Origin of the sequence: Thiomicrorhabdus sp. ZW0627, assembly GCF_029767005.1 — a bacterium.
In the GTDB taxonomy this organism is placed as follows: domain Bacteria; phylum Pseudomonadota; class Gammaproteobacteria; order Thiomicrospirales; family Thiomicrospiraceae; genus Thiomicrorhabdus.
Genome location: NZ_JARUQR010000001.1, coordinates 241,003 through 260,371 on the forward strand (window position 1 = coordinate 241,003; position 19,369 = coordinate 260,371).

A 19,369-nucleotide genomic window follows, 5' to 3' on the forward strand; every position below is an offset into this window, starting at 1 on the left:
AAGTCATACCTCATAGCTTGTTGAACTGATGTGGCCACCGGACTGAATCCAGTCGGTGTGAAAGCGTTCTCCTCGTGGCGCGTCGACTCGCTCATAGGTATGTGCGCCGAAATAGTCGCGTTGAGCCTGAATCATGTTGGCGGAAACCGTTTCACTGCGGTAACCGTCGAAAAATGCCAACGCCGAGCTAAGTGCTGGTGTCGGAATGCTCTGTTTGATGCCGAAAATAATGGCTTCACGCCAGTTTGCTTCGGCTTTCTTGATGGCTTGCTCGAAGAAACCGTCTTGCAAGAGGTTTTGCAGATCCGGTGCTTCATCGAAAGCACGTTTAATTTCTCCTAGGAAGGTACTGCGGATGATGCATCCCCCTCGCCACATCAGTGCAATACCGCCGTAGTTTAAATCCCAGGAATAGGCTTTGGCCGCTTCTTTCATCAGCATGTAACCTTGTGTGTAGGAGATAATCTTGGAGGCGTAAAGTGCATCATGTATCGCCTCCAAGACTGTTTTCTTGTCGTTCTCGGTAATAGCTGGTTTGCGAGGATAGATTTTGGAGGCGGTAATACGCTCTTCTTTAAGAGCTGAAAGGCAGCGCGCGTAAACGGATTCGGTGATCAAGGTCAAAGGAACTCCCATTTCCAGGGAATTGATTCCTGTCCATTTACCGGTACCTTTCTGTCCGGCGGCATCCAGAATCTTGTCAATCAACGGTGAACCGTCTGAATCCTTGAATGTGAGAATGTCTGCCGTGATTTCAATCAGGTATGAGTCAAGCACTCCTTTGTTCCATTCGGCAAAGACTTGATGACACTCTTCTGGAGTCATCTTGAGGCCTTCCCGCATTAGCTGGTAAGCTTCCGAGATAAGCTGCATATCGCCGTACTCGATACCATTATGTACCATTTTAACGTAGTGTCCCGCACCTTCATCTCCAACCCAGTCACAGCAAGGTTCTTGGTCTACATGGGCTGAAATGGACTGAAAGATCGGTTTGACCGAATCCCAGGCAAGCGGATTGCCGCCCGGCATGATGGAAGGACCGTGGCGAGCGCCCTCTTCACCTCCGGAGACTCCGGTTCCTATGAATAGGATTCCTTTTTCTTTAAGGGCATGTGTACGTCGTGTGGAGTCTATGTAGAGTGAGTTACCCCCGTCAATAATGATGTCACCGTCGTCGAGAAGCGGAACAAGTTGATCGATGAAAAGATCGACAACTTCACCTGCTTTGACCATTAACATGACTTTACGCGGTGTCTCAAGCGAGTCGACAAGTTCTTCGAGTGAAAACGTGCCTATAATGGGTTTGTCTGCCGCTTCACCTGCCAGGAAGTTGTTTGTCTTATCCGGGCTTCGGTTGTAGACCGCGACCTTGAAGCCGTGGTCGGCCATGTTTAAAACCAGGTTTTGCCCCATGACTGCGAGACCGATGAGTCCAATATCCGCTTTCGACATAATCACTCCAAAAAGATTTTTTAAAAATCAAAATCATTGTAACCAGGAATTATTAAGAAAAGATTGCAAACCATATCCGGTTGAATGACATTCTGATTTTATTTGTATGTTGAGACTACAACGTTGTAGGTGGGTTCAGTCGGAAATATTACTGATTGGGTTTTAGTTTAACAGTCGGGAGTTTCAAAGGCTAGAAATAAAAAAAGCCCACGTAAAGTGAGCTTTTAGTATGTGGCGTCCCGTAGGGGAGTCGAACCCCTGTTACAGCCGTGAAAGGGCCGTGTCCTAGGCCTCTAGACGAACGGGACAGATTGTTTGTCAGTATTTCAGCTGACAGTCGGCTGAATTCAGTAACGCTGGCCTAATAGCTTGAATTCAACCCACTTAAAAATGGAGCGGGAAACGAGGATCGAACTCGCGACCCCAACCTTGGCAAGGTTGTGCTCTACCGCTGAGCTATTCCCGCATAGTGGCGTCCCGTAGGGGAGTCGAACCCCTGTTACAGCCGTGAAAGGGCCGTGTCCTAGGCCTCTAGACGAACGGGACGCATTGTAAAACTGATTCTTAATTTCNATAGTGGCGTCCCGTAGGGGAGTCGAACCCCTGTTACAGCCGTGAAAGGGCCGTGTCCTAGGCCTCTAGACGAACGGGACAGATTGTTTGTCAGTATTTCAGCTGACAGTCGGCTGAATTCAGTAACGCTGGCCTAATAGCTTGAATTCAACCCACTTAAAAATGGAGCGGGAAACGAGGATCGAACTCGCGACCCCAACCTTGGCAAGGTTGTGCTCTACCGCTGAGCTATTCCCGCATAGTGGCGTCCCGTAGGGGAGTCGAACCCCTGTTACAGCCGTGAAAGGGCCGTGTCCTAGGCCTCTAGACGAACGGGACGCATTGTAAAACTGATTCTTAATTTCTTAAAAATCCAAACCGAAATGCCTTTCAGTTTTTAGTTCAAGTTACAGCTTTAAGCTATATGAACTATATCAACTTGGTGGAGCTAAGCGGGATCGAACCGCTGACCTCAACACTGCCAGTGTTGCGCTCTCCCAGCTGAGCTATAGCCCCTCGAGCTGATGGGTGCGTATTATATAGATATGGCGGGAACCGTCAAGCATTTATTTAAAAAATGTGACACTTTTTTCCCAAATATTCTGAAAGGAAGTTAAGTGCTTGATTTTTGAATCGAGAAGCTAACGTAAGCCGTTATTCTTCACGATTATCGCGACGGTTTGAAGGCGTTTTTTTTATTGTAAAAATGGAGAGAAAATAAAAAAGGGACCGTTCAGTCCCTTTTCATTTGGCGCAATCGCAATGGATGGAATGATTCCTTCCATTCTCCCTGAACCGTTTTCCCTTATTGGGCTTCTTTTCGATTCTCTATGAATTCAAGTGCAAGATGGATTCGTTCGATGCATCGTGATTTACCGATCAGTTGAGCGGTAGCATCAATTGCAGGTGACTGCCCTCCTCCTGTAACGGCAACACGCAAAGGCATTCCAATCTTGCCCATACCGATTTCAAGCTCTTCGGTGGTGGCGTGAATGGCTGCGTGAATGGCTTCAGCCTGCCATTCGTCGATTTGTTCAAGTTTGCCTAGTAGAACTCTAAGAGGTTCTTCGGCAACCGGACGCAAGTGTTTTTTAGCTGCACCCTCTTCAAACGTTTCAAAATCGTTGTAGAAGTAAGTGGCTGCTTGTGCCATTTCAACAAAAGTCTTCGCTCGGTCTCGCAGTAGGTCTGCCACTTCTGCCAGATCCGGCCCTTGGGACAGGTCGCAACCGTGTTGCGTCATGAACGGTGCAAGATGTTTCGCAAGGTGTTCAGCCTTAGCCATCTTGATGTGCTGTTCGTTGACCCAGGTCAGCTTTTCAGTGTTGAAAGTGGATGGAGAGCTGTTGACGGAATCCAAATCGAAGAATTCGACCATCTGGTCGATGGTGAAAACTTCCTGGTCGCCGTAAGACCAGCCCAGGCGAACCAGATAATTCAACAATGCTTCAGGCAGGAAGCCCTGCTCTTTGTATTGTAGAACGCTGACCGCCCCGTGGCGTTTTGATAAACGACTGCCGTCTTCGCCTAGAACCATTGGAATGTGTGCGAACTTAGGCACTTCGGCACCGATTGCCTTGTACAGGTTGATCTGGCGTGGCGTGTTGTTTAGATGGTCATCACCGCGGATGACGTGAGAAACGCCCATGTCCCAGTCATCGACAACAACGGTTAGATTATAGGTCGGCGTGCCGTCCGAACGGGCGATGATAAGGTCATCTAGCTCTTTGTTACCGATGACCACTTTGCCTTTGACCATGTCGTCGATGATGACTTCACCGTCAATTGGGTTTTTGAAACGGATGACCGGCTCGACACCTTCCGGCGGCTCACCGGTGAAATCACGGTAACGACCGTCGTAACGTGGCTTCTCTCCGGCTGCTTTTTGTGCTTCTCGCATGATGTCCAGTTCTTCTGGAGTCGCGTAGCAATAATAGGCCAGACCTTTTTCGAACAGTTGGTCGATCACTTCTTTGTAGCGTTCGAAACGGTGAGTTTGATAGAAAGGCCCCTGGTCGTAGTCCAGACCTAGCCAGCTCATACCTTCAAGGATGGCATTGACTGATTCTTCCGTGGAGCGTTCCAAGTCGGTGTCTTCAATCCTTAGGATGAATTCACCGCCAAGTTTTTTGGCGTATAACCATGAAAATAGGGCTGTTCTTACCCCACCAATATGTAAATAGCCCGTTGGGCTAGGTGCAAATCGAGTACGAATCACAAAAAGTTCCTTAAAGGTGTCTCAAAATAAAGGCCTATTATAAACGCTCGGTCGTTAAATCTCACGACTTGATGATGTGCTTTAGCAATAGACCGGATAATAAAGTAATGAAAAGTGTAACAAGAAAGAAAATTACGATGCTGGCGAAAGAGAGCACCGGACTATTAAGTATTTGCGCCATATACTGTGTGGCAAAACCGAACGCGGCCAACGGGTAGACGTACGCCCACCCTGTTGTGGTCAAACCGCAGCTTATAAAATGCTTGGCGGACACCATCAATAAGATAAACATGAAGATCGCGAAACTGTATAGCATCCAGGTTAGCATCGGTAGTTCGTTTTCTTGTGGTAAAGAGTGTGCCAGATCAGGATGGATCAATAGAAGCGAAGCGATGGTTGCTAAGGATGGGGGCGCTAAAAAAATAAAAAGGCTTGGTCTCAAGGCAGGTTCAAGGCTGGGCTCGAAAAACAGTCGATAAAATTGACTGACAGCGAAACTGAACCAAATCAACAGGCCTGCTGAAAAGTAGAACCACAATAATTCGTTCCAAACCGGCCAGGCTGCAAGTTGTTCGGCGTCAAACAGGGTCAGACCGGAAATGACGACGACGAAGTTTCCGGACAAGAGGATGAACCAAGTTGGTTTGTGGTCTTGAATTGGAACGCTCGGTTCGAAAATCCAGCGATTGATCAATAATCCATTGAGAAAAGTATGAAATAGAACCACTAGGAAATAGACGGTGTACAACCAGGCCTGCTGGGTTTCGGAAAGCGTGAAGGTTTCGTACAGGGTGACGATTCCCAAAATCAGGGACAGTGTAATTGACGGGAACAGTGAGATTTGAAAAGTATTTAGCCACTCGGCCTTGAGTTTGTGGCGGCTTGGTGTAAAGAACCCGAATAGATAGCCCCCCCCGACGATGGCTAGAGCTAGCCAACCATACCAGAGTAACCAATCAACATAGAAAATATGAGTGTCGAACATCGTTTCGAGATGACGGCCGTTAAGGACGCTCCCCAATAACCCCATGGGAATACCAAAAAAGATGACGGAGGGTGAAAAACGAAAATTCATCAATCTCACTTCATATAGAGGTTAATTTGAAATACGGCCACATGAGTTATAAATAGGCCTTGTACGATACGGATTATATTGAGATTATAAGTCTTGTCTTATACGGTTCAATCTATAATAACCTTAAATACAACGTATAATTCATCTTCAATTAAATTCATAACGGTTCAGTCAGCGATAGCTTTGAGTATGTTTCAGAAATTAATCTCACAATCGGCAGGAATTCCTATTAGCTTATTTAGTGTTGCTGTTGGATATTTGGGCCTGGCGTTGGGGTATGAAACCTTGTTGCAAGCGATTGGATTCGTTTGGCCGTTGGCCGACGTGATTTTTTGGATTGGATCCAGTGTGTTTTGGATTGGATTTTTTCTGTTTGCCGGGATTGCTATTGTCTATTTCCTGAAATTGTTATTCCACTTCAAGTTGTGTGCGAACGAGCTTAAAAACGCTTCCGAGGGAAATTTTTTCTCCAGTATCAGTATCAGCGTTATTCTACTGGGATTAATGTTGTATTCTCTGTCCCCTGCTTTATCCATGATGTTGACTGTGATTGGATCCATCTTACAGTTTTTGATTGCAATTTATATCGTGAGCAGCTGGATTTACCAGGAACATTGGCAAGTGAGCGATCTGAATCCGGCGTGGTTTTTACCGATTGTCGGCCTTTTATTGATCCCGTTAGGTCTACCTAAAACGTTTCCGGTTGAATTGGGCTGGTTCTTTTTAAGTATCGGTTTGACCTTTTGGTTGATTATGTTCAGTTTGATCTTGTATCGCCTGTTTTTTCACCCACCCCTGGCCTCTTATCTGGAGCCGACTTTGTTTATACTCATTGCGCCTCCAGCGCTTGGATTCATCGCTTATATGACACTGACCAATCAGGCGGGAGTTTTTGAGGTGGATTTGGTCGCACGAATTCTGTTTTATACCAGCCTGTTTTTAAGTTTCTTGCTATTGAGTCAGTCGTTTCGATTTAGCAAAATCCCCTTCAGTTTGGCATCCTGGTCAGGCGTATTTCCGTTGACGGTGATGGCAATAGCAAGCCTGATTATGTATCAGAGCCTTCGATTGCCGCTATACAGTTACCTGGGGGTAGCTTTACTGGCGGCTTTGTCACTGACTGTTTTATATTTCACTGTCAGAACCTTTATCGCCCTTAAAAACGGGCACCTTCTTATTTTGAGTAGAGAGCCAGAAATTGAGTAGTAACGTTATGAGTCATACCAACCACCCTTCCGCTATCGAATATACGATTACACCAGCAGATCCAAACGGTCACCAGTTTGAGGTGAGCGTGACTATACAGAAGCCTACTCAGCCAGTTCAGACGGTTTCATTACCGAACTGGATTCCTGGAAGTTACCTGATTCGCGACTTCTCAAAACACTTGATCGGTTTGAAAGGTAAAACCGCTCATGGCGAGAGTGTCGACTTGGTGGCGGTGGATACATCGACCTGGCAATTCGACAGTGATGGAGAACCTGTTACTTTGAGTTACCGGGTCTATGCCTGGGATTTATCCGTGCGGGGGGCACACTTTGACCAGACTCACGCTTTCTTCAACGGCACCTCGGTTTTTCTGGCGGTAGACGGTCAGCGCGATCAGCTTTGCCGTATGAAGGTCGTTGCGACTGATTTTTGTCTAGCAAACGGCTGGAAAGTCGCTTGTGGTATGCCGTCCGTTGAAATCGATGAGTTTGGATTCGGTATTTATTATGCGGATGATTACAGTTCTTTGATCGACTATCCGGTTGAAATGGGAGACTTCGTCGATATCCATTTCGAAGCCTGTGGAATACCGCACAGAATGGTGCTAACCGGCGTATTTGAGTGTGATGAAGAACGTTTGAAAAAGGATCTGATTAAGATATGCGAAACTGAAATTCGCATGTTTGGTGAACCCGCGCCGATGGAAAACTATTTGTTTCAGGTGATGGTGACTGGCAGTGATTACGGCGGGTTGGAGCATCGTAATTCGACCGCTCTGATGTGTAGTCGGGATGATTTGCCCTATCCTGGCATGAAGGAAGCAACCGAAGGTTATTTGCAATTTCTTGAGTTGTGCAGCCACGAATATTTCCACCTGTGGAATGTAAAACGCATCCAGCCTAAGGTTTATCAGCTGTCCGATCTGAAAGAGCCAGCGTTTACAAATCAATTGTGGTGGTTTGAAGGTGTCACCTCTTATTATGATGCATTGATCTTACTGAGAGCCGGAATCATCGATCAGAAGAAATATCTGCAGTTGCTTGCCGAGCAGATGACCCGTGTATACAGAATGCCAGGGCGTTTTGAACAGTCAGTGGCTGAATCAAGCTGGCTGACCTGGACAAAATTCTATCAACAGGATGAAAATGCGCCGAATGCGATCATCAGCTATTACACCAAAGGCAGCCTGATTGCCTTAGGGTTGGATTTGTGGATTCGCCAGAGAACCAGAAACGAAAAGTCGTTAGACGATGTTTTGTTACATCTTTGGGAGTTTTACGGCAGTACAGGAACCGGTTTGGAGGAGTATCAGATCGAAGCCATCTGCTCTCAAGTCACGGGATTGGAGCTGGATGAATTTTTCAAGCGTTACCTATACGGAACCGAAGACTTGCCTTTTAATGAACTTTTCAAAGCCGAAAACATCGAATTCAGTTTGCGCAGTGCTGCTGGTTTGGCGGATAAAGGTGGAGAGGAAAGTGCCCCGTTGATGGCGACTCATTTGGGGGCGAACCTGGTTGATACGGAGCATCAGACAGTCAAGATTACGCATGTCTGGAATGGACAGGCAGCCTATGACGCCGGCCTTGCTGCCGGAGACGAGATTGTTTCCCTTAACCGTTTGAAAACGACTTCCAGTGCATCGATTGAAAAACGCTTGAAACGTTTGGATTCTGATTTGGAAATGCCTGTATGGGAGTGTCACTATTTTCGTCGGGATGAATTAAGACAGACCGAAATCAAACTGGCTGCTGCCCCCGAGGATCGTGTGCAGCTTATTATGCAAGGTGACGTGGAATCGAAATGGCTGTCAATGCAAGTTTCATTGGAGGGCGCGATTTGATGAGTTCGGATATGCAAGAATTACAAGACAAGCTACATTCCATAGAGATGACCCAGGCCTTTCAGGATGATGTGATTGAGGCACTACAGAATACCGTGGCCAAACAGCATCAGGAGATTCAGACGTTGCAGACGCAATTGCGTTTGTTGTCCGAATATTTGAAAACGTTGCGTGAGGAAACAATTAAGGATCCTAACCAGGAAGTTCCCCCTCCGCATTATTGATCTAGCTGTGCAAACCTTGGATCGCTTCTCTGGCGAGCTGGTCGGCGACCAGGTTTCCTGCTACCTTGCTGTGCCCTTTTACCCATTTTACGTTGACCTTGAGCGCCAGAGTCAGGCTTTCAAACCGTTCCCAAAGCGACCGGGATTCGACCGGGCGCCCCGATTTATGTACCCAGTTTTGCTGGCGGTATTGTCGGATTTTATAATCCAACCCTTCAATCAGTATCTTTGAGTCGGTGAAAAGTTGAATGATCAGGTCATTGAGTGGAAAGTTCTGGATCTCTTCCAAAGCGTGAACGGCCGCTTTAAGCTCCATTTCCAGGCTGGAAGTATTTCGCTGGGAACCTGAAAATCTTAATTGTCGGTTGTCTGGTGCGATGATCACGATTCCCCATCCCCCAACGTCCTTTTTTTCGACGTAGCCGCCATCTGTGTAGATGTTGAGGCAGTTTGAGCATGAGGCCGTAGGCTGGTCTTTTGAAGTTTCTACTTTTGATAATAAGGTCATGTGAACAATTCTAATCAAATCACTAAGGAAATCAAATGAATGGATTCGCTTTCTTGCATTGATACTGTGTGTTCTAATACTGCGTATATATGGAAGCTTATCTTAGTCTTTTTGCGATTTCATTTTTGGCTGCCACTTTGATCCCGGCGGCATCCGAAGTGTTCTTGTCCAGTTTGTTAGCTCTGGATTATGACCCTTTCCTTTTATGGTTTAGCGCGACGCTTGGAAACAGTTTAGGGTCGGTCGTAAATTACCTGTTGGGTCGATATTTTTTGCATTATCAGGACCGAAAGTGGTTCCCGTTTACAGTCGAGAATTTACACCGTAGTCAGAAGTGGTTTCAGCGTTATGGTGTCTGGTCACTGCTTTTTTCTTGGGCTCCGGTTTTTGGTGACTTGTTAACTTTTATTGCTGGGGTAATGCGGGTGAACTTGATTGTTTTTACACTTTTGGTCGTGATTGGTAAAGGGATACGTTACGCGGTTTTATTAGGGGCATTTTACTGGCTGACTTGAATTAAATCACTCGAACATGTTCAAAGTGGTATAAAGTGTGTTACGTATTTAGTATCATTGAATTAATAAAATAGTAGCTAGAATGAGATTATGAAAAAACTTATCCTCTTAGCCATTCTGGGATATTTTGCGTGGGATTACTTCCAACCGCTTCCAGCAGTTCATCTTCCACCGGGTGAAGAGGCTTATGACGACCCGGTTCAGCGGAATTTGGGTTATCCGGAGACGTTTAATTTCAAAAATCATGAAATCACTGCTGTGGCCGATTTTCAAATTGAGGCCAAGGTTCTGCATCAAGAGCATTATTATCTTGATAGAGCATCCAAAATCTCACCTATGGACTTTGTTTTAGGATGGAAGTTGATGTCCGATCAGGGGATAGTGGATCAATTTACATTCAGTCAGAGTGTTCGCTGGCATTCATGGTACAGCAAGTTACCCCCCGTTTCTAAGTACCATATCATTAACGAAACTGCGAACGTGCATTTGATTCCTTCCAACGAGCAGATTGCCCAGAAACTTAAGGAAGTCCGTACTGGAGAGATTATTCGTTTGGCGGGTAAGTTGGTTAATGTCCAAGGTAAAGACGGATGGTTCTGGAAAACCTCCATGGTTCGGAGTGATCAAGGTGAAGGTTCAAGTGAGATCCTCTGGGTTGAAGAGGTTGAAGTCACTAAAACCGAAGAAAAGAAAGAGGCTGATGCAGCTTAGTTCCGTAGCACCAATATGAGTGCGTGGAGCTTCTTTTTACATTTAAAGCCCCCTCTTTCAGTCTTCTGGCTTATTTAAAACTTACTTAGATCGTGAATTGTCCGTTTCTTGCCACTTAGTGCTCTTTGGCCTGAGCGTGAGTTCTTGACGAATCTTTTTTTGTCTACGTTGTTTGTTTGTCTCATGTCAGGACGAGCCTCTTCCGGCAAGTCAACGCTCTTCAGAAGTTGGTTGATCTGTTTCCAAGTCAAGGCTTGGGTTTTTCCTTTTCTCAGGTTTCTAGGTAGTCTGAATTCACCATAGCGGACGCGTTGCAGGCGGCTGACTTGTACCCCTTGTGATTCCCACATACGTCGCACTTCCCTGTTTCGCCCTTCTTTAATGGTAACCCGGAACCAGTTATTCATCGACTCTTCATCTGTCTTAAAGCGACTGATCTGTTCAAATTTTGCAGGTCCGTCTTCCAGTACGATTCCTTTTTTCAATTGGTTGACAACGGAGTCTTCGACTTCACCGAAAATTCGCACCAAATATTCACGTTCCACTTCGAAAGATGGGTGGGCTAAACGGTTAGCCAATTCGCCGTTGTTGGTCAGAATCAACAGGCCACTGGTGTTCAAGTCCAAACGACCGATACTGATCCAGCGACCGTTGTGGATACGTGGTAGCTGAGTAAAGATGGTTTCACGCCCCTTTTCATCGCTTCGCGTGCACAGGCGTCCTTCCGGTTTGTTGTACAGGATAACCTGAGTCGGCTGTTTGACCAGGCGACTCGATTTTACCGGCTGGTTGTTTACCTGAATCCGGTCTGTTTCCGTCGCCCGGTCACCCAGCTGAGCGACTCGGCCATTAAGTTTTACTTTACCTTGGGCAATCAGGGCTTCGACAGCGCGTCTGGAACCGTAACCGGCTCGTGCCAAAATTTTCTGTAATTTTTCATCTGTTTGCTGGTTCATAACAAGACTCTGTATGTGCAAAGAAAGGCTTAGTGAAGCCCTACCACGCTATAAATAAATTGTTGGATAAAGGTATAGGGGCCGATCAAAATCGGTGTTAATAATCCCATCACCATCATGACGACTAGGATGATAAAGCCAAACGGCGCTATACGATTATATTGCCAGGCCAGTCGTGGAGAAAGCAGTGCCGAAACCACGTGACTGCCGTCTAAAGGTGGAATTGGCAGAAGGTTCAATACAAGCAGGATCAGATTGATACTGACGCCTGCTAAACCGCTGTAGACAAGGAACTGACCGATTTCAGGGGCAGAGCCTTGTGTGGCTATTCCGATTTTTATGATGATGGCCCAAAGAATGGCCATGATGAAATTCGAAAGTGGTCCCGCCATCGCAACCCAGGCCATATCATGGCGCGGTCTTTTAAAATTACGTGCGTTGACCGGTACCGGTTTTGCCCAGCCGAAAATGAATCCACCAAGCATGAGAAGCGCTAATGGCACAACAATCGTTCCTATGGGGTCGATATGTTTGATTGGGTTCAGCGTTAAGCGGCCGAGCATTCGTGCCGACTGGTCGCCAAATTTCGACGCGACCCATCCGTGTGCTACTTCGTGCACGGTAATGGCAAAGATAACCGGTATAGCCCAAACAGCGATTTTTTGGATAAGTGTCAATTCATTCATTCTATAAAAGCCCCTTGTCCTTGGCGGATCAATACTGGCTCATCATCGGTAAATTCAATGATTGTGGTTGGTTCGAAACCGCTAAACCCGCCGTCCAAAACGGCATCTAAGGCATGTCCCAAGTCTTCGCGAATGGTCCATCCATCTGTCATTGGGTGCTCGTCTCCAGGTTTGATTAAAGTGGAGCTGAGTAACGGTTTGTCGAAATAAGATAGCAGTGCATTGGTCACCGTATTAGGAGTGACGCGTAAGCCGATGGTTTTCTTTTTCGGACTTTGTAACCTTCTTGGAACTTCCCGACTGGCTGGAAGTATGAACGTATAAGGCCCGGGCAAATGGCTTTTCAAGTAACGAAATTGCGTGTTACCGACTTTGGCGTATTCGGATAGGTTACTCAAGTCGCGGCACATCAAGGTCAGGTTGTGATTCTCGTCTACGCCACGAATGCCGCGGATGCGCTTAACACCATCACTGTTGTCGAGCAGACAGCCGAGTGCATATCCGGATTCTGTCGGATAGGCAATCACCCCACCTTTTTCCAGTATTTCAACAACTTGCTGAAGCAGTCTGGGTTGAGGATTGTCAGGGTGAACGGAAATGTATTGACACTCTTTTCGCACGGTAGTTTTTACACTCACTAACTTGTAGGCTTAAGCCCATTTTGATTGGGCTTTATTATAGCACTTACTGTCTATGGAATGCGTGAGTAAAGCTCTGTCGCGCGGAACGAGACTTATGGTTTGCCGTTTATGAACAGCGGTTTTTTGAAGTGTTCCCAGACAGGGGTGCAGTGTTCGGGCAGAGGTGCAAGCCACCCAAGCCCTCTCCAGCTGTGCTCGGGCCGATGGAAATCGGAACCGATCGAGGCAAGTAAGTCGTAACGTTTTGCACGTTCGGCCATACCCATCATATCCGATGATGGACGGGGATGGTTGACGACTTCAATTCCTTGACCGCCTGCCGTGATGAAGTCTTCTATTAAGCGATTCAATTTGCGGCTGGTGAATTTGTAGATACCAGGATGGGCGATGACGGCGATGCCGTTGGCTTGTTTGATCCAATTGACGACATCCGCCAAGTCGGGCCATTCGCTTTTCACATAGCCGACACGGCCCTTTTTTAGATATTTATCAAAGGCTTGCTGGCTGTTTTTAACGTAATTCTGCTCGATAAGGAGCTGTGCGAAGTGCCCTCTTCCGACCACGCCTTCACCAATCTGCTGTTCCAGTAGGTCGGCAAGATCGAGCTTTTGAAAATTGGGCCGCGCTGCCAGTTTGTCAATCATGGCGTCTGCCCGTTTTTGGCGTAGGGCTCGGATGAGTTCTAAGCCTTTTTGCAATTCTTCGTTATCGGGGTCAAAATCCAAGCCGACGATATGGATGGTATGCCCTTGCCAATCGCAGGATGCTTCGACGCCTGGAATCAGTCTGATGCCCTTTTTAGTAGCGTACTCCAAAGCTTGGCTGTAACCCGACGTGGTGTCGTGATCGGTAATTGCTAGAGTTTCAACTTCGTATTGAACGGCCAGATCGATTAATTCGCTGGGGTTAAGTGATCCGTCGGAAGCGGTTGTATGGCAGTGAAAATCGACTTTCATGATGCTGTATCAGGTACTTGAGGTTTGGGCGTTAGAATAATTCTATGGAATGTTTTGTGACTGAGCTTTCAATCTGCTTCAAACACGGCTAGAATCGTGGATAATTATCGTCTTTACTTTCAATTCGGACAACGTTTTGGAGTAACTTAACACAAATTAGCAAAAAAATTCATGAAACTACTATTTGATCTATTTCCCGTCGTCTTATTTTTTATCGCTTATAAGATGTACGACATCTATACCGCCACAGCGGTAATCATTGTTGCAACCGTTGTCCAGGTTGGTTATGTCTACTTCAAGCACAAGCGTGTTGAAAAAATGCACGTCATCACGCTGGTGTTGATTCTGGTGCTGGGTGGCTTGACGTTGGCACTACAGGATGAGGACTTTATCAAATGGAAACCAACCATCGTCAACTGGGGTTTCGCTCTTGTCTTTTTGGGTAGTCATGTAATTGGTAACAAGCCGATTATCCGTCGCATGATGGATCAAGCGATTCATCTTCCGGATGTTATCTGGACCCGCTTGAGTATCATGTGGGTGGTATTCTTCTTGATTTCCGGGATCGTCAATTTATATGTGGCGTTCAACTACGATACTGATACTTGGGTAGATTTTAAGCTGTTTGGCTTGATGGGTATGACTATCGTATTCATACTGCTACAGGGGCTTTATATCAGCCGTTATATCCAGGAGTCTGATTCCAAGGCGGAAGCCGATGAGTTGTTGGATGGTGTTGAAATGACACATGATATGTCTGCTTCAGGCAAGGATGATGAAATCAACAAGGTTAATAAAAAGTGATTTGATCACTCAAGTGTTTAGAAAAGGAAATATTTGATGCTTTATTCGATTTACGCTTTTGACGTTGAAAACAGTTTGCCGTTAAGACTGAAAGCCCGCCCTGCCCACATCGAACGCCTAACCGCATTGAACGAAGCTGGTAAGCTTGTGTTGGCCGGACCCAATCCAGCAGTGGATAGCTTGGAGCCGGGTGACGCAGGTTTCAGTGGCAGTTTGATCGTAGCGGAGTTCGAATCACTGGAGCAAGCTCAAGAATGGGCGAATGCCGATCCTTACTTGGAAGCCGGCGTCTACGAAAAAGTCATCGTCAAACCGTTTAAGAAAGTTTTACCCTAATTCTTCCTATTAAGTATTGAGGTGTTGTATGAGCAATCTAGCCTATTTGATTCCGACCAGAAACCAGAAATTGCATATTCACCCACAGGATCCTGTGGAATTGGTTGAAGAGGATTTTGTCGAAATCCCTTTATTGGGTTGGACTTCGGCTGGTGAGCCAATTCAGATGGAACTGGATTACGATACGGTTGCTGTTCCTTCCGCAATGGTTAAGAAAGAGACCTTTGCTCTGCGCGTTAAAGGGAACTCGATGATCGACGAAAACATCGAGGATGGCGATATCGTCATCATCGAACGCCGCTCAAATGCGGAAAACGGTGAATCGGTTGTGGTACGCATCAATAATGAAGAAGTCACTATGAAGAAACTTTATATCGAAAAAACAGGTGTGCGTCTGCAGCCTGCTAATCCCGATATGGAACCGATCATCCTGCGTAATGAAGAAATTGAAATCCTGGGTATCGTCACAGGTATTTTGAGACAGCCATGAGTGCCCAGCATTCTGAAAGCGAAGCGATCCAGCTATTCATTACGGGCGGCACCATCGACAAGGACTACGATGCCATTCTCGGTGAATTAGTTTTTCCCGTTACGAACATCCCAGAACTATTGTTCGAATCGAATTGCACCCTGCCGATTACGGTGGATCTGTTAATGCAAAAGGATAGCTTGCAGATGGACGGTAGCGACCGGGAGAAAATCAGTCAGGCCTGTCAGGAATCCGAGTGCAATCGAATCGTGATTACCCACGGTACCGATACAATGGTGGAGACGGCTCTTTGGTTAAAGGGAAATGCTGAACTTTCTGAAAAGACTATTGTGCTGACCGGCGCAATGCGACCTTACAAGCTTGGAAGGTCCGACGCCGGTTTTAACATGGGTGCGGCTATGATGGCGGTACAAACAGCCAAAGCAGGCGTTTTCATCTGCATGAACGGTCGATTATTCGAGGCCGATCAGGTGAAAAAGAACCGTTCTGCCGGTTTGTTCGAGAATCGTTAAATCCTTTGAAATGAACATTCCCTTTTTTTCTTTTTCGGCAATCCGTTTGCCGTTTGTCAAAGCCTTCCGTTAATGCAAATTGCCATCGCTTACTTGTCCATCATTCTTATCTGGACCACAACGCCGCTTGCGATTAAATGGAGCGGTGAATCCGACTGGATGTTCGGTGTTGCCGCCCGTACCGCTCTTGCAGCATTGTTGATCTTGCCGGTTTTATGGTGGTGGTCCAAAGCGAGTTTTTCGTTTCAATGGCAGGCCTTAAGGGTCTACCTTGCTGCAAGTATTCCAATTCTTGGCGGTATGACCGCTATGTACTGGGCTTCGCAGTATCTGCCGTCCGGTTGGATTGCAATACTATTTGCCCTGAATCCGGTCGTAACAGGCGTTCTGGCTCATTATTGTTTGCCGAACAGCCGTATGACCGTAAAGAAAGCCTTGGGCGTGCTAATCAGTCTGGCTGGACTGGTGGTCATTTTTGCCCCTAACCTTCAGCATCAATATGTTCAGGTGCAGGTTATCGCTATTCTGGTGGCGTTGCTTTCAGTGATGTTCCATTCCTATGGAACGGTCTTGGTCAAGCGCTTGAATCACGATTTATCAGCCATACATGTGGTTGTCGGGGCTTTGTGGGTGACGGTCATAGGACAATTCCTGATTGCGCCGACCACCTTGTTTGATTGGCCTGAGTTGGGAGCACGAGAAAGTTTGGCGATTGCCTATGCGGCTTCGATCGGTTCCGTTGGCGGATTCCTGCTTTATTTCTATCTTTTGAAAAAAGTCGATGCGATCAAGGTAGCGCTCATTCCGGTTATTACTCCGGTGTTTGCTCTGTTGTTAGGACATTGGCTGAATCATGAGGTGTTGAACGCGTCCGTATGGATCGGAACCGGATTGGTCGTATTTGGCTTGATGATTTTCGAATGGCGCTTTCAAAGAGTCTGGCGCCGATAAGGGGTAATTTGAAATTGAACAGGCCTGTTCGGATTAATGTCTTTTAAATCAAATGGTTGCTGTTTCTATTTTAGGTTTTGGATGAAGGGTTAAACCCTTCATCCGTAAGCTGTTACCATTCCAGGCCGCGCAAGTATTTAAAAATCAGACGGGCTGATTTAGGCGGTTTGTTGCCTTCACGCTCTTTTTGCGCATTGCGGATCCATTGACGCAGTTGCTGACGATCCGCCTGAGGGTATTTCTGGAGAAATTCGGCTAAAGCGTCATCGCCCTCTTCAACCATACGGTCACGCCATTTTTCCAGTTGCTGGAAATGGGCGTTCTGCTGTTTGGTTCTGGCTTCAATTTCGGCCAGTTTGTCTTTGATCTCGACAATCAGGGGTTCGTTCTGACGAAGGTATTTACCCAAGAATAATTTTTGACGCTTAATAGCCGGACCCTTGTCCATGGTCTTCAACAGCAAAATAGCCTGTTCGAACTCGCTAGGAAGTTGCAGTTTTTTGATGTCGGTTTCCGACATTTCGGCAATCTGCTCACCTAGGTCGGTGACGGCTTGCGCGGCTTTTTTAATCTGTGTACGGCTTTGAAATTCCTCTTGTTCCCAATCTGGAACTTCCGTCGAGGCTTTCGTTCGGTTGACGTTACGTGGTCTAACCATTGTTTTCTCCCATCATTTCAAGCCATTGCTCTTCGTTCAAGACGGTTACACCCAGTGATTCCGCTTTGGTGAGTTTCGATCCCGCTTTTTCACCGGCGATCACGAAGTCCGTCTTGGCGGAAACGCTTCCGGTAACGGTTGCGCCAAGCGCTTCAAGTCTCTTTTTGGCTTCACTGCGGCTACCTTGTTGCAAAGTGCCGGTAAGAACGACTACTTTACCATTAAAAGGCGAATCTTTCTCAATCTTCACCTCTTCCGGTGTCGGCCATTGCACGCCAGCATCCAGTAATCCCTGGATTACATCCAGGTTATGAGGTTGTTTAAAGAAAGTCAGAATGTTTTCGGCGACGATGTCACCGACATCCTGAATGGAGATCAATTCGTCCAGTTCGGCTTTCATCAGGGCATCAAGCTGTTTGAAGTGTTGCGCAAGGTTCTTGGCCGTGACTTCTCCAACTTCCGGAATGCCCAAAGCATAGATGAAACGTGCAAAAGTGGTCTGCTTGGATTGCTGGATTGCATTGATGACATTTTGTGCCGATTTTTCTGCCATGCGTTCCAAACCGCTGAGTTTTTCCACCGTCAGTTTGAAGATGTCATCGGGGTGCTTGACCCATTCGAGGTTGGCGAGCTGATCAATCAGTTTATCGCCAAGTCCCTGAATGTCGAACGCTTTGCGGGAAACAAAATGTTGCAAGGCACGTTTGCGCTGTGCCGGGCAGAACAATCCGCCGGAACAACGGTAGACGGCTTTGTCATGTTCTTTGACCACTTCGGAGTCACACTCCGGGCAACGGATCGGCATGACGAACTCACGGGCATCGTCGGTTCTTTTGCTGAGAACCGGGCCGACAACCTCTGGAATGACGTCTCCCGCTCTGCGAACGATGACAGTATCGCCGATTTGAACGTCTTTACGACGAATCTCATCAAGGTTGTGTAAGGTTGCATTAGAGACGATAACGCCACCAACCGCAACCGGCTTGAGGCGGGCGACAGGCGTGAGCGCGCCGGTTCTTCCGACCTGGATCTCTATATCCAGCAGGTCTGTCCAGACCTCTTCGGCCGGGAATTTACGAGCTATTGCCCAGCGAGGTGCTTTCGCGGTGAAACCGAGTTGTGAGTAGTACTGGATACGATTGACTTTGTAAACGATCCCGTCTATTTCGTAAGGCAGCTCAACGCGTTTTTCCTTGAGTTTCTCATAATAATCCAACATCCCCTGTTTGCCCGTAACCACTTCCGCGTCCGGGTTGGCCGGTAACCCCCATTCCTTGAACTGTTGGATTACATTGTTGTAGAGTTCGGGCAATTGCCAGTCGGCGCTGATCTCTCCCCAGCCGTATAGATAAAAGCTGAGATGACGTTGTGCCGTGATTTTGGGATTAAGCTGCCTCAAGGTACCTGCGGCGGCATTTCTTGGATTGGCAAACGCTTTTTCTCCGTTTTCGATTTGAGTGAGGTTCAGTTGTTCGAATGTCTGTTTTGACATGAAAACTTCACCACGCACTTCTAAAATACGGGGCCAGCCGTTACCGAGCAATTTTAGTGGGATCGAGTGGATGGTGCGCACATTGTGGGTGACATCCTCTCCGGTTGTGCCGTCTCCGCGTGTCGTGGCTTGATGGAAAATGCCGTTTACGTAACGAAGATTGATCGCCAGACCGTCCATTTTAGGTTCGGCGGCGTAATCAACCGCTGTCAGTTCCGGCAGACGTTCCTGAATTCGTTTTTCAAAACTGTCCAGGTCTTCCTGGCTGAAAGCGTTGTCCAAGGAGAACATCGGGACCGCATGGGTGACCGAAGTGAAACCTTTCAGTGGTTGATCCCCTACCCGTTGTGTCGGTGAATCCTCGGTGATCAATTCGGGGTTTTCTTGTTCCAGTCGAACTAATTCTCGATAAAGTTCGTCGTATTGGGCGTCGCTAATTTGCGGGTTGTCTAGTACGTAGTAGGCGTAATTGTGCTGGGCGATCTCATCGCGTAATGCTTGGATTTGTTGTTCAACTGGATTCATGATGGTGTTTTTATCTAAAAGCTGGAAATGGCTTGGCCGCAAATGCGGCCGACAT

General features: G+C 46.9%; 20 protein-coding genes and 7 tRNA genes. 10 read left to right on the top strand and 17 right to left on the bottom strand.

Annotated features, from left to right (window positions below; translation table 11 throughout):
• Positions 1-3: 3 nt before the first annotated feature.
• The 10 genes from gnd to QCB45_RS01235 all read right to left on the bottom strand — a co-directional run bounded on the left by gnd (position 4) and on the right by QCB45_RS01235 (position 5,297).
• Positions 4-1,452: a decarboxylating NADP(+)-dependent phosphogluconate dehydrogenase gene (gene gnd, locus QCB45_RS01190; protein ID WP_279418715.1), complete on the bottom strand. Its 1,449-nt coding sequence runs from the start codon at positions 1,450-1,452 to the stop codon at positions 4-6.
• 232 nt (positions 1,453-1,684) lie between these two features.
• Positions 1,685-1,760 (bottom strand) — tRNA-Glu (locus QCB45_RS01195).
• Positions 1,761-1,843: 83 nt separating this feature from the next.
• Positions 1,844-1,918: transfer RNA gene (locus QCB45_RS01200), tRNA-Gly, on the bottom strand.
• Positions 1,919-1,922: 4 nt separating this feature from the next.
• Positions 1,923-1,998: transfer RNA gene (locus QCB45_RS01205), tRNA-Glu, on the bottom strand.
• 31 nt (positions 1,999-2,029) lie between these two features.
• A tRNA-Glu gene (locus tag QCB45_RS01210) sits at positions 2,030-2,105 on the bottom strand.
• A gap of 83 nt (positions 2,106-2,188) precedes the next feature.
• Positions 2,189-2,263: transfer RNA gene (locus tag QCB45_RS01215), tRNA-Gly, on the bottom strand.
• A gap of 4 nt (positions 2,264-2,267) precedes the next feature.
• Positions 2,268-2,343, bottom strand: a tRNA-Glu gene (locus QCB45_RS01220).
• Positions 2,344-2,444: 101 nt separating this feature from the next.
• Positions 2,445-2,520 (bottom strand) — tRNA-Ala (locus QCB45_RS01225).
• A gap of 289 nt (positions 2,521-2,809) precedes the next feature.
• On the bottom strand, positions 2,810-4,222 hold the full coding sequence (gltX, locus tag QCB45_RS01230) for a glutamate--tRNA ligase (protein WP_279418716.1): 1,413 nt from the start codon (positions 4,220-4,222) through the stop codon (positions 2,810-2,812).
• Positions 4,223-4,283: 61 nt separating this feature from the next.
• Positions 4,284-5,297 (bottom strand): hypothetical protein, encoded by a 1,014-nt coding sequence (locus QCB45_RS01235; protein WP_279418717.1) that lies wholly within the window; start codon positions 5,295-5,297, stop codon positions 4,284-4,286.
• A 93-nt stretch (positions 5,298-5,390) separates the two neighbouring features.
• Here QCB45_RS01235 and QCB45_RS01240 point away from each other — a divergent pair, with 93 nt between their 5' ends.
• The 3 genes from QCB45_RS01240 to QCB45_RS01250 are packed head-to-tail and all read left to right on the top strand — an operon-like array spanning position 5,391 to position 8,573.
• Complete coding sequence (locus QCB45_RS01240) at positions 5,391-6,503, top strand: SLAC1 anion channel family protein (protein ID WP_279418718.1); 1,113 nt, start codon at positions 5,391-5,393, stop codon at positions 6,501-6,503.
• Positions 6,496-8,349 carry a M61 family peptidase gene (locus tag QCB45_RS01245; RefSeq protein WP_279418719.1) on the top strand — a complete coding sequence of 618 codons (1,854 nt, stop codon included), beginning with the start codon at positions 6,496-6,498 and terminating at the stop codon, positions 8,347-8,349. The genes QCB45_RS01240 and QCB45_RS01245 overlap by 8 nt, the downstream gene beginning before the upstream one ends.
• An 11-nt stretch (positions 8,350-8,360) precedes the next feature.
• Positions 8,361-8,573, top strand: a complete 213-nt coding sequence (locus QCB45_RS01250) for a SlyX family protein (protein ID WP_279418720.1) — start codon at positions 8,361-8,363, stop codon at positions 8,571-8,573.
• A 1-nt stretch (position 8,574) separates the two neighbouring features.
• Here QCB45_RS01250 and QCB45_RS01255 read toward each other — a convergent pair whose 3' ends face one another.
• Complete coding sequence (locus QCB45_RS01255) at positions 8,575-9,081, bottom strand: ribonuclease HI (RefSeq protein ID WP_279418721.1); 507 nt, start codon at positions 9,079-9,081, stop codon at positions 8,575-8,577.
• A gap of 89 nt (positions 9,082-9,170) precedes the next feature.
• Between QCB45_RS01255 and QCB45_RS01260 the strand changes: the two genes are divergently transcribed.
• Complete coding sequence (locus tag QCB45_RS01260; RefSeq protein ID WP_279418722.1) at positions 9,171-9,596, top strand: DedA family protein; 426 nt, start codon at positions 9,171-9,173, stop codon at positions 9,594-9,596.
• 90 nt (positions 9,597-9,686) lie between these two features.
• Positions 9,687-10,307 carry a hypothetical protein gene (locus tag QCB45_RS01265; protein WP_279418723.1) on the top strand — a complete coding sequence of 207 codons (621 nt, stop codon included), beginning with the start codon at positions 9,687-9,689 and terminating at the stop codon, positions 10,305-10,307.
• Positions 10,308-10,381: 74 nt separating this feature from the next.
• On the opposite strand, the gene rluB is transcribed toward QCB45_RS01265, so the two are convergent.
• The 4 genes from rluB to QCB45_RS01285 all read right to left on the bottom strand — a co-directional run bounded on the left by rluB (position 10,382) and on the right by QCB45_RS01285 (position 13,546).
• Positions 10,382-11,263 carry a 23S rRNA pseudouridine(2605) synthase RluB gene (gene rluB / locus QCB45_RS01270; protein WP_279418724.1) on the bottom strand — a complete coding sequence of 294 codons (882 nt, stop codon included), beginning with the start codon at positions 11,261-11,263 and terminating at the stop codon, positions 10,382-10,384.
• Between the two features lie 29 nt (positions 11,264-11,292).
• On the bottom strand, positions 11,293-11,949 hold the full coding sequence (locus QCB45_RS01275; protein WP_279418725.1) for a site-2 protease family protein: 657 nt from the start codon (positions 11,947-11,949) through the stop codon (positions 11,293-11,295).
• Positions 11,946-12,587 carry an L-threonylcarbamoyladenylate synthase gene (locus tag QCB45_RS01280; RefSeq protein ID WP_279418726.1) on the bottom strand — a complete coding sequence of 214 codons (642 nt, stop codon included), beginning with the start codon at positions 12,585-12,587 and terminating at the stop codon, positions 11,946-11,948. The genes QCB45_RS01275 and QCB45_RS01280 overlap by 4 nt, the downstream gene beginning before the upstream one ends.
• Before the next feature lie 95 nt (positions 12,588-12,682).
• A complete protein-coding gene (locus tag QCB45_RS01285) occupies positions 12,683-13,546 on the bottom strand; it encodes a PHP domain-containing protein (RefSeq protein ID WP_279418727.1) in 864 nt (287 codons plus the stop codon).
• A gap of 171 nt (positions 13,547-13,717) precedes the next feature.
• Here QCB45_RS01285 and QCB45_RS01290 point away from each other — a divergent pair, with 171 nt between their 5' ends.
• From QCB45_RS01290 to QCB45_RS01310, 5 genes are all read left to right on the top strand, one after another.
• Entirely contained in the window at positions 13,718-14,350 is a 633-nt protein-coding gene (locus QCB45_RS01290) for a septation protein A (protein ID WP_279418728.1), read from the top strand.
• A gap of 36 nt (positions 14,351-14,386) precedes the next feature.
• Positions 14,387-14,686, top strand: coding sequence for a YciI family protein (locus QCB45_RS01295; protein WP_279418729.1), 300 nt, complete (start codon positions 14,387-14,389; stop codon positions 14,684-14,686).
• A gap of 28 nt (positions 14,687-14,714) precedes the next feature.
• On the top strand, positions 14,715-15,176 hold the full coding sequence (gene lexA / locus QCB45_RS01300) for a transcriptional repressor LexA (protein ID WP_279418730.1): 462 nt from the start codon (positions 14,715-14,717) through the stop codon (positions 15,174-15,176).
• A complete protein-coding gene (locus QCB45_RS01305) occupies positions 15,173-15,688 on the top strand; it encodes an asparaginase domain-containing protein (RefSeq protein WP_279418731.1) in 516 nt (171 codons plus the stop codon). Before lexA ends, QCB45_RS01305 begins: the two co-directional genes overlap by 4 nt.
• Positions 15,689-15,760: 72 nt before the next feature.
• Positions 15,761-16,639, top strand: a complete 879-nt coding sequence (locus tag QCB45_RS01310; protein ID WP_279418732.1) for a DMT family transporter — start codon at positions 15,761-15,763, stop codon at positions 16,637-16,639.
• Positions 16,640-16,751: 112 nt separating this feature from the next.
• On the opposite strand, the gene yjgA is transcribed toward QCB45_RS01310, so the two are convergent.
• Together yjgA and ligA are read right to left on the bottom strand one after the other, a co-directional pair.
• Entirely contained in the window at positions 16,752-17,297 is a 546-nt protein-coding gene (gene yjgA, locus QCB45_RS01315) for a ribosome biogenesis factor YjgA (protein ID WP_279418733.1), read from the bottom strand.
• A complete protein-coding gene (ligA, locus tag QCB45_RS01320; RefSeq protein ID WP_279418734.1) occupies positions 17,290-19,314 on the bottom strand; it encodes an NAD-dependent DNA ligase LigA in 2,025 nt (674 codons plus the stop codon). The genes yjgA and ligA overlap by 8 nt, the downstream gene beginning before the upstream one ends.
• Positions 19,315-19,369: the final 55 nt, after the last annotated feature.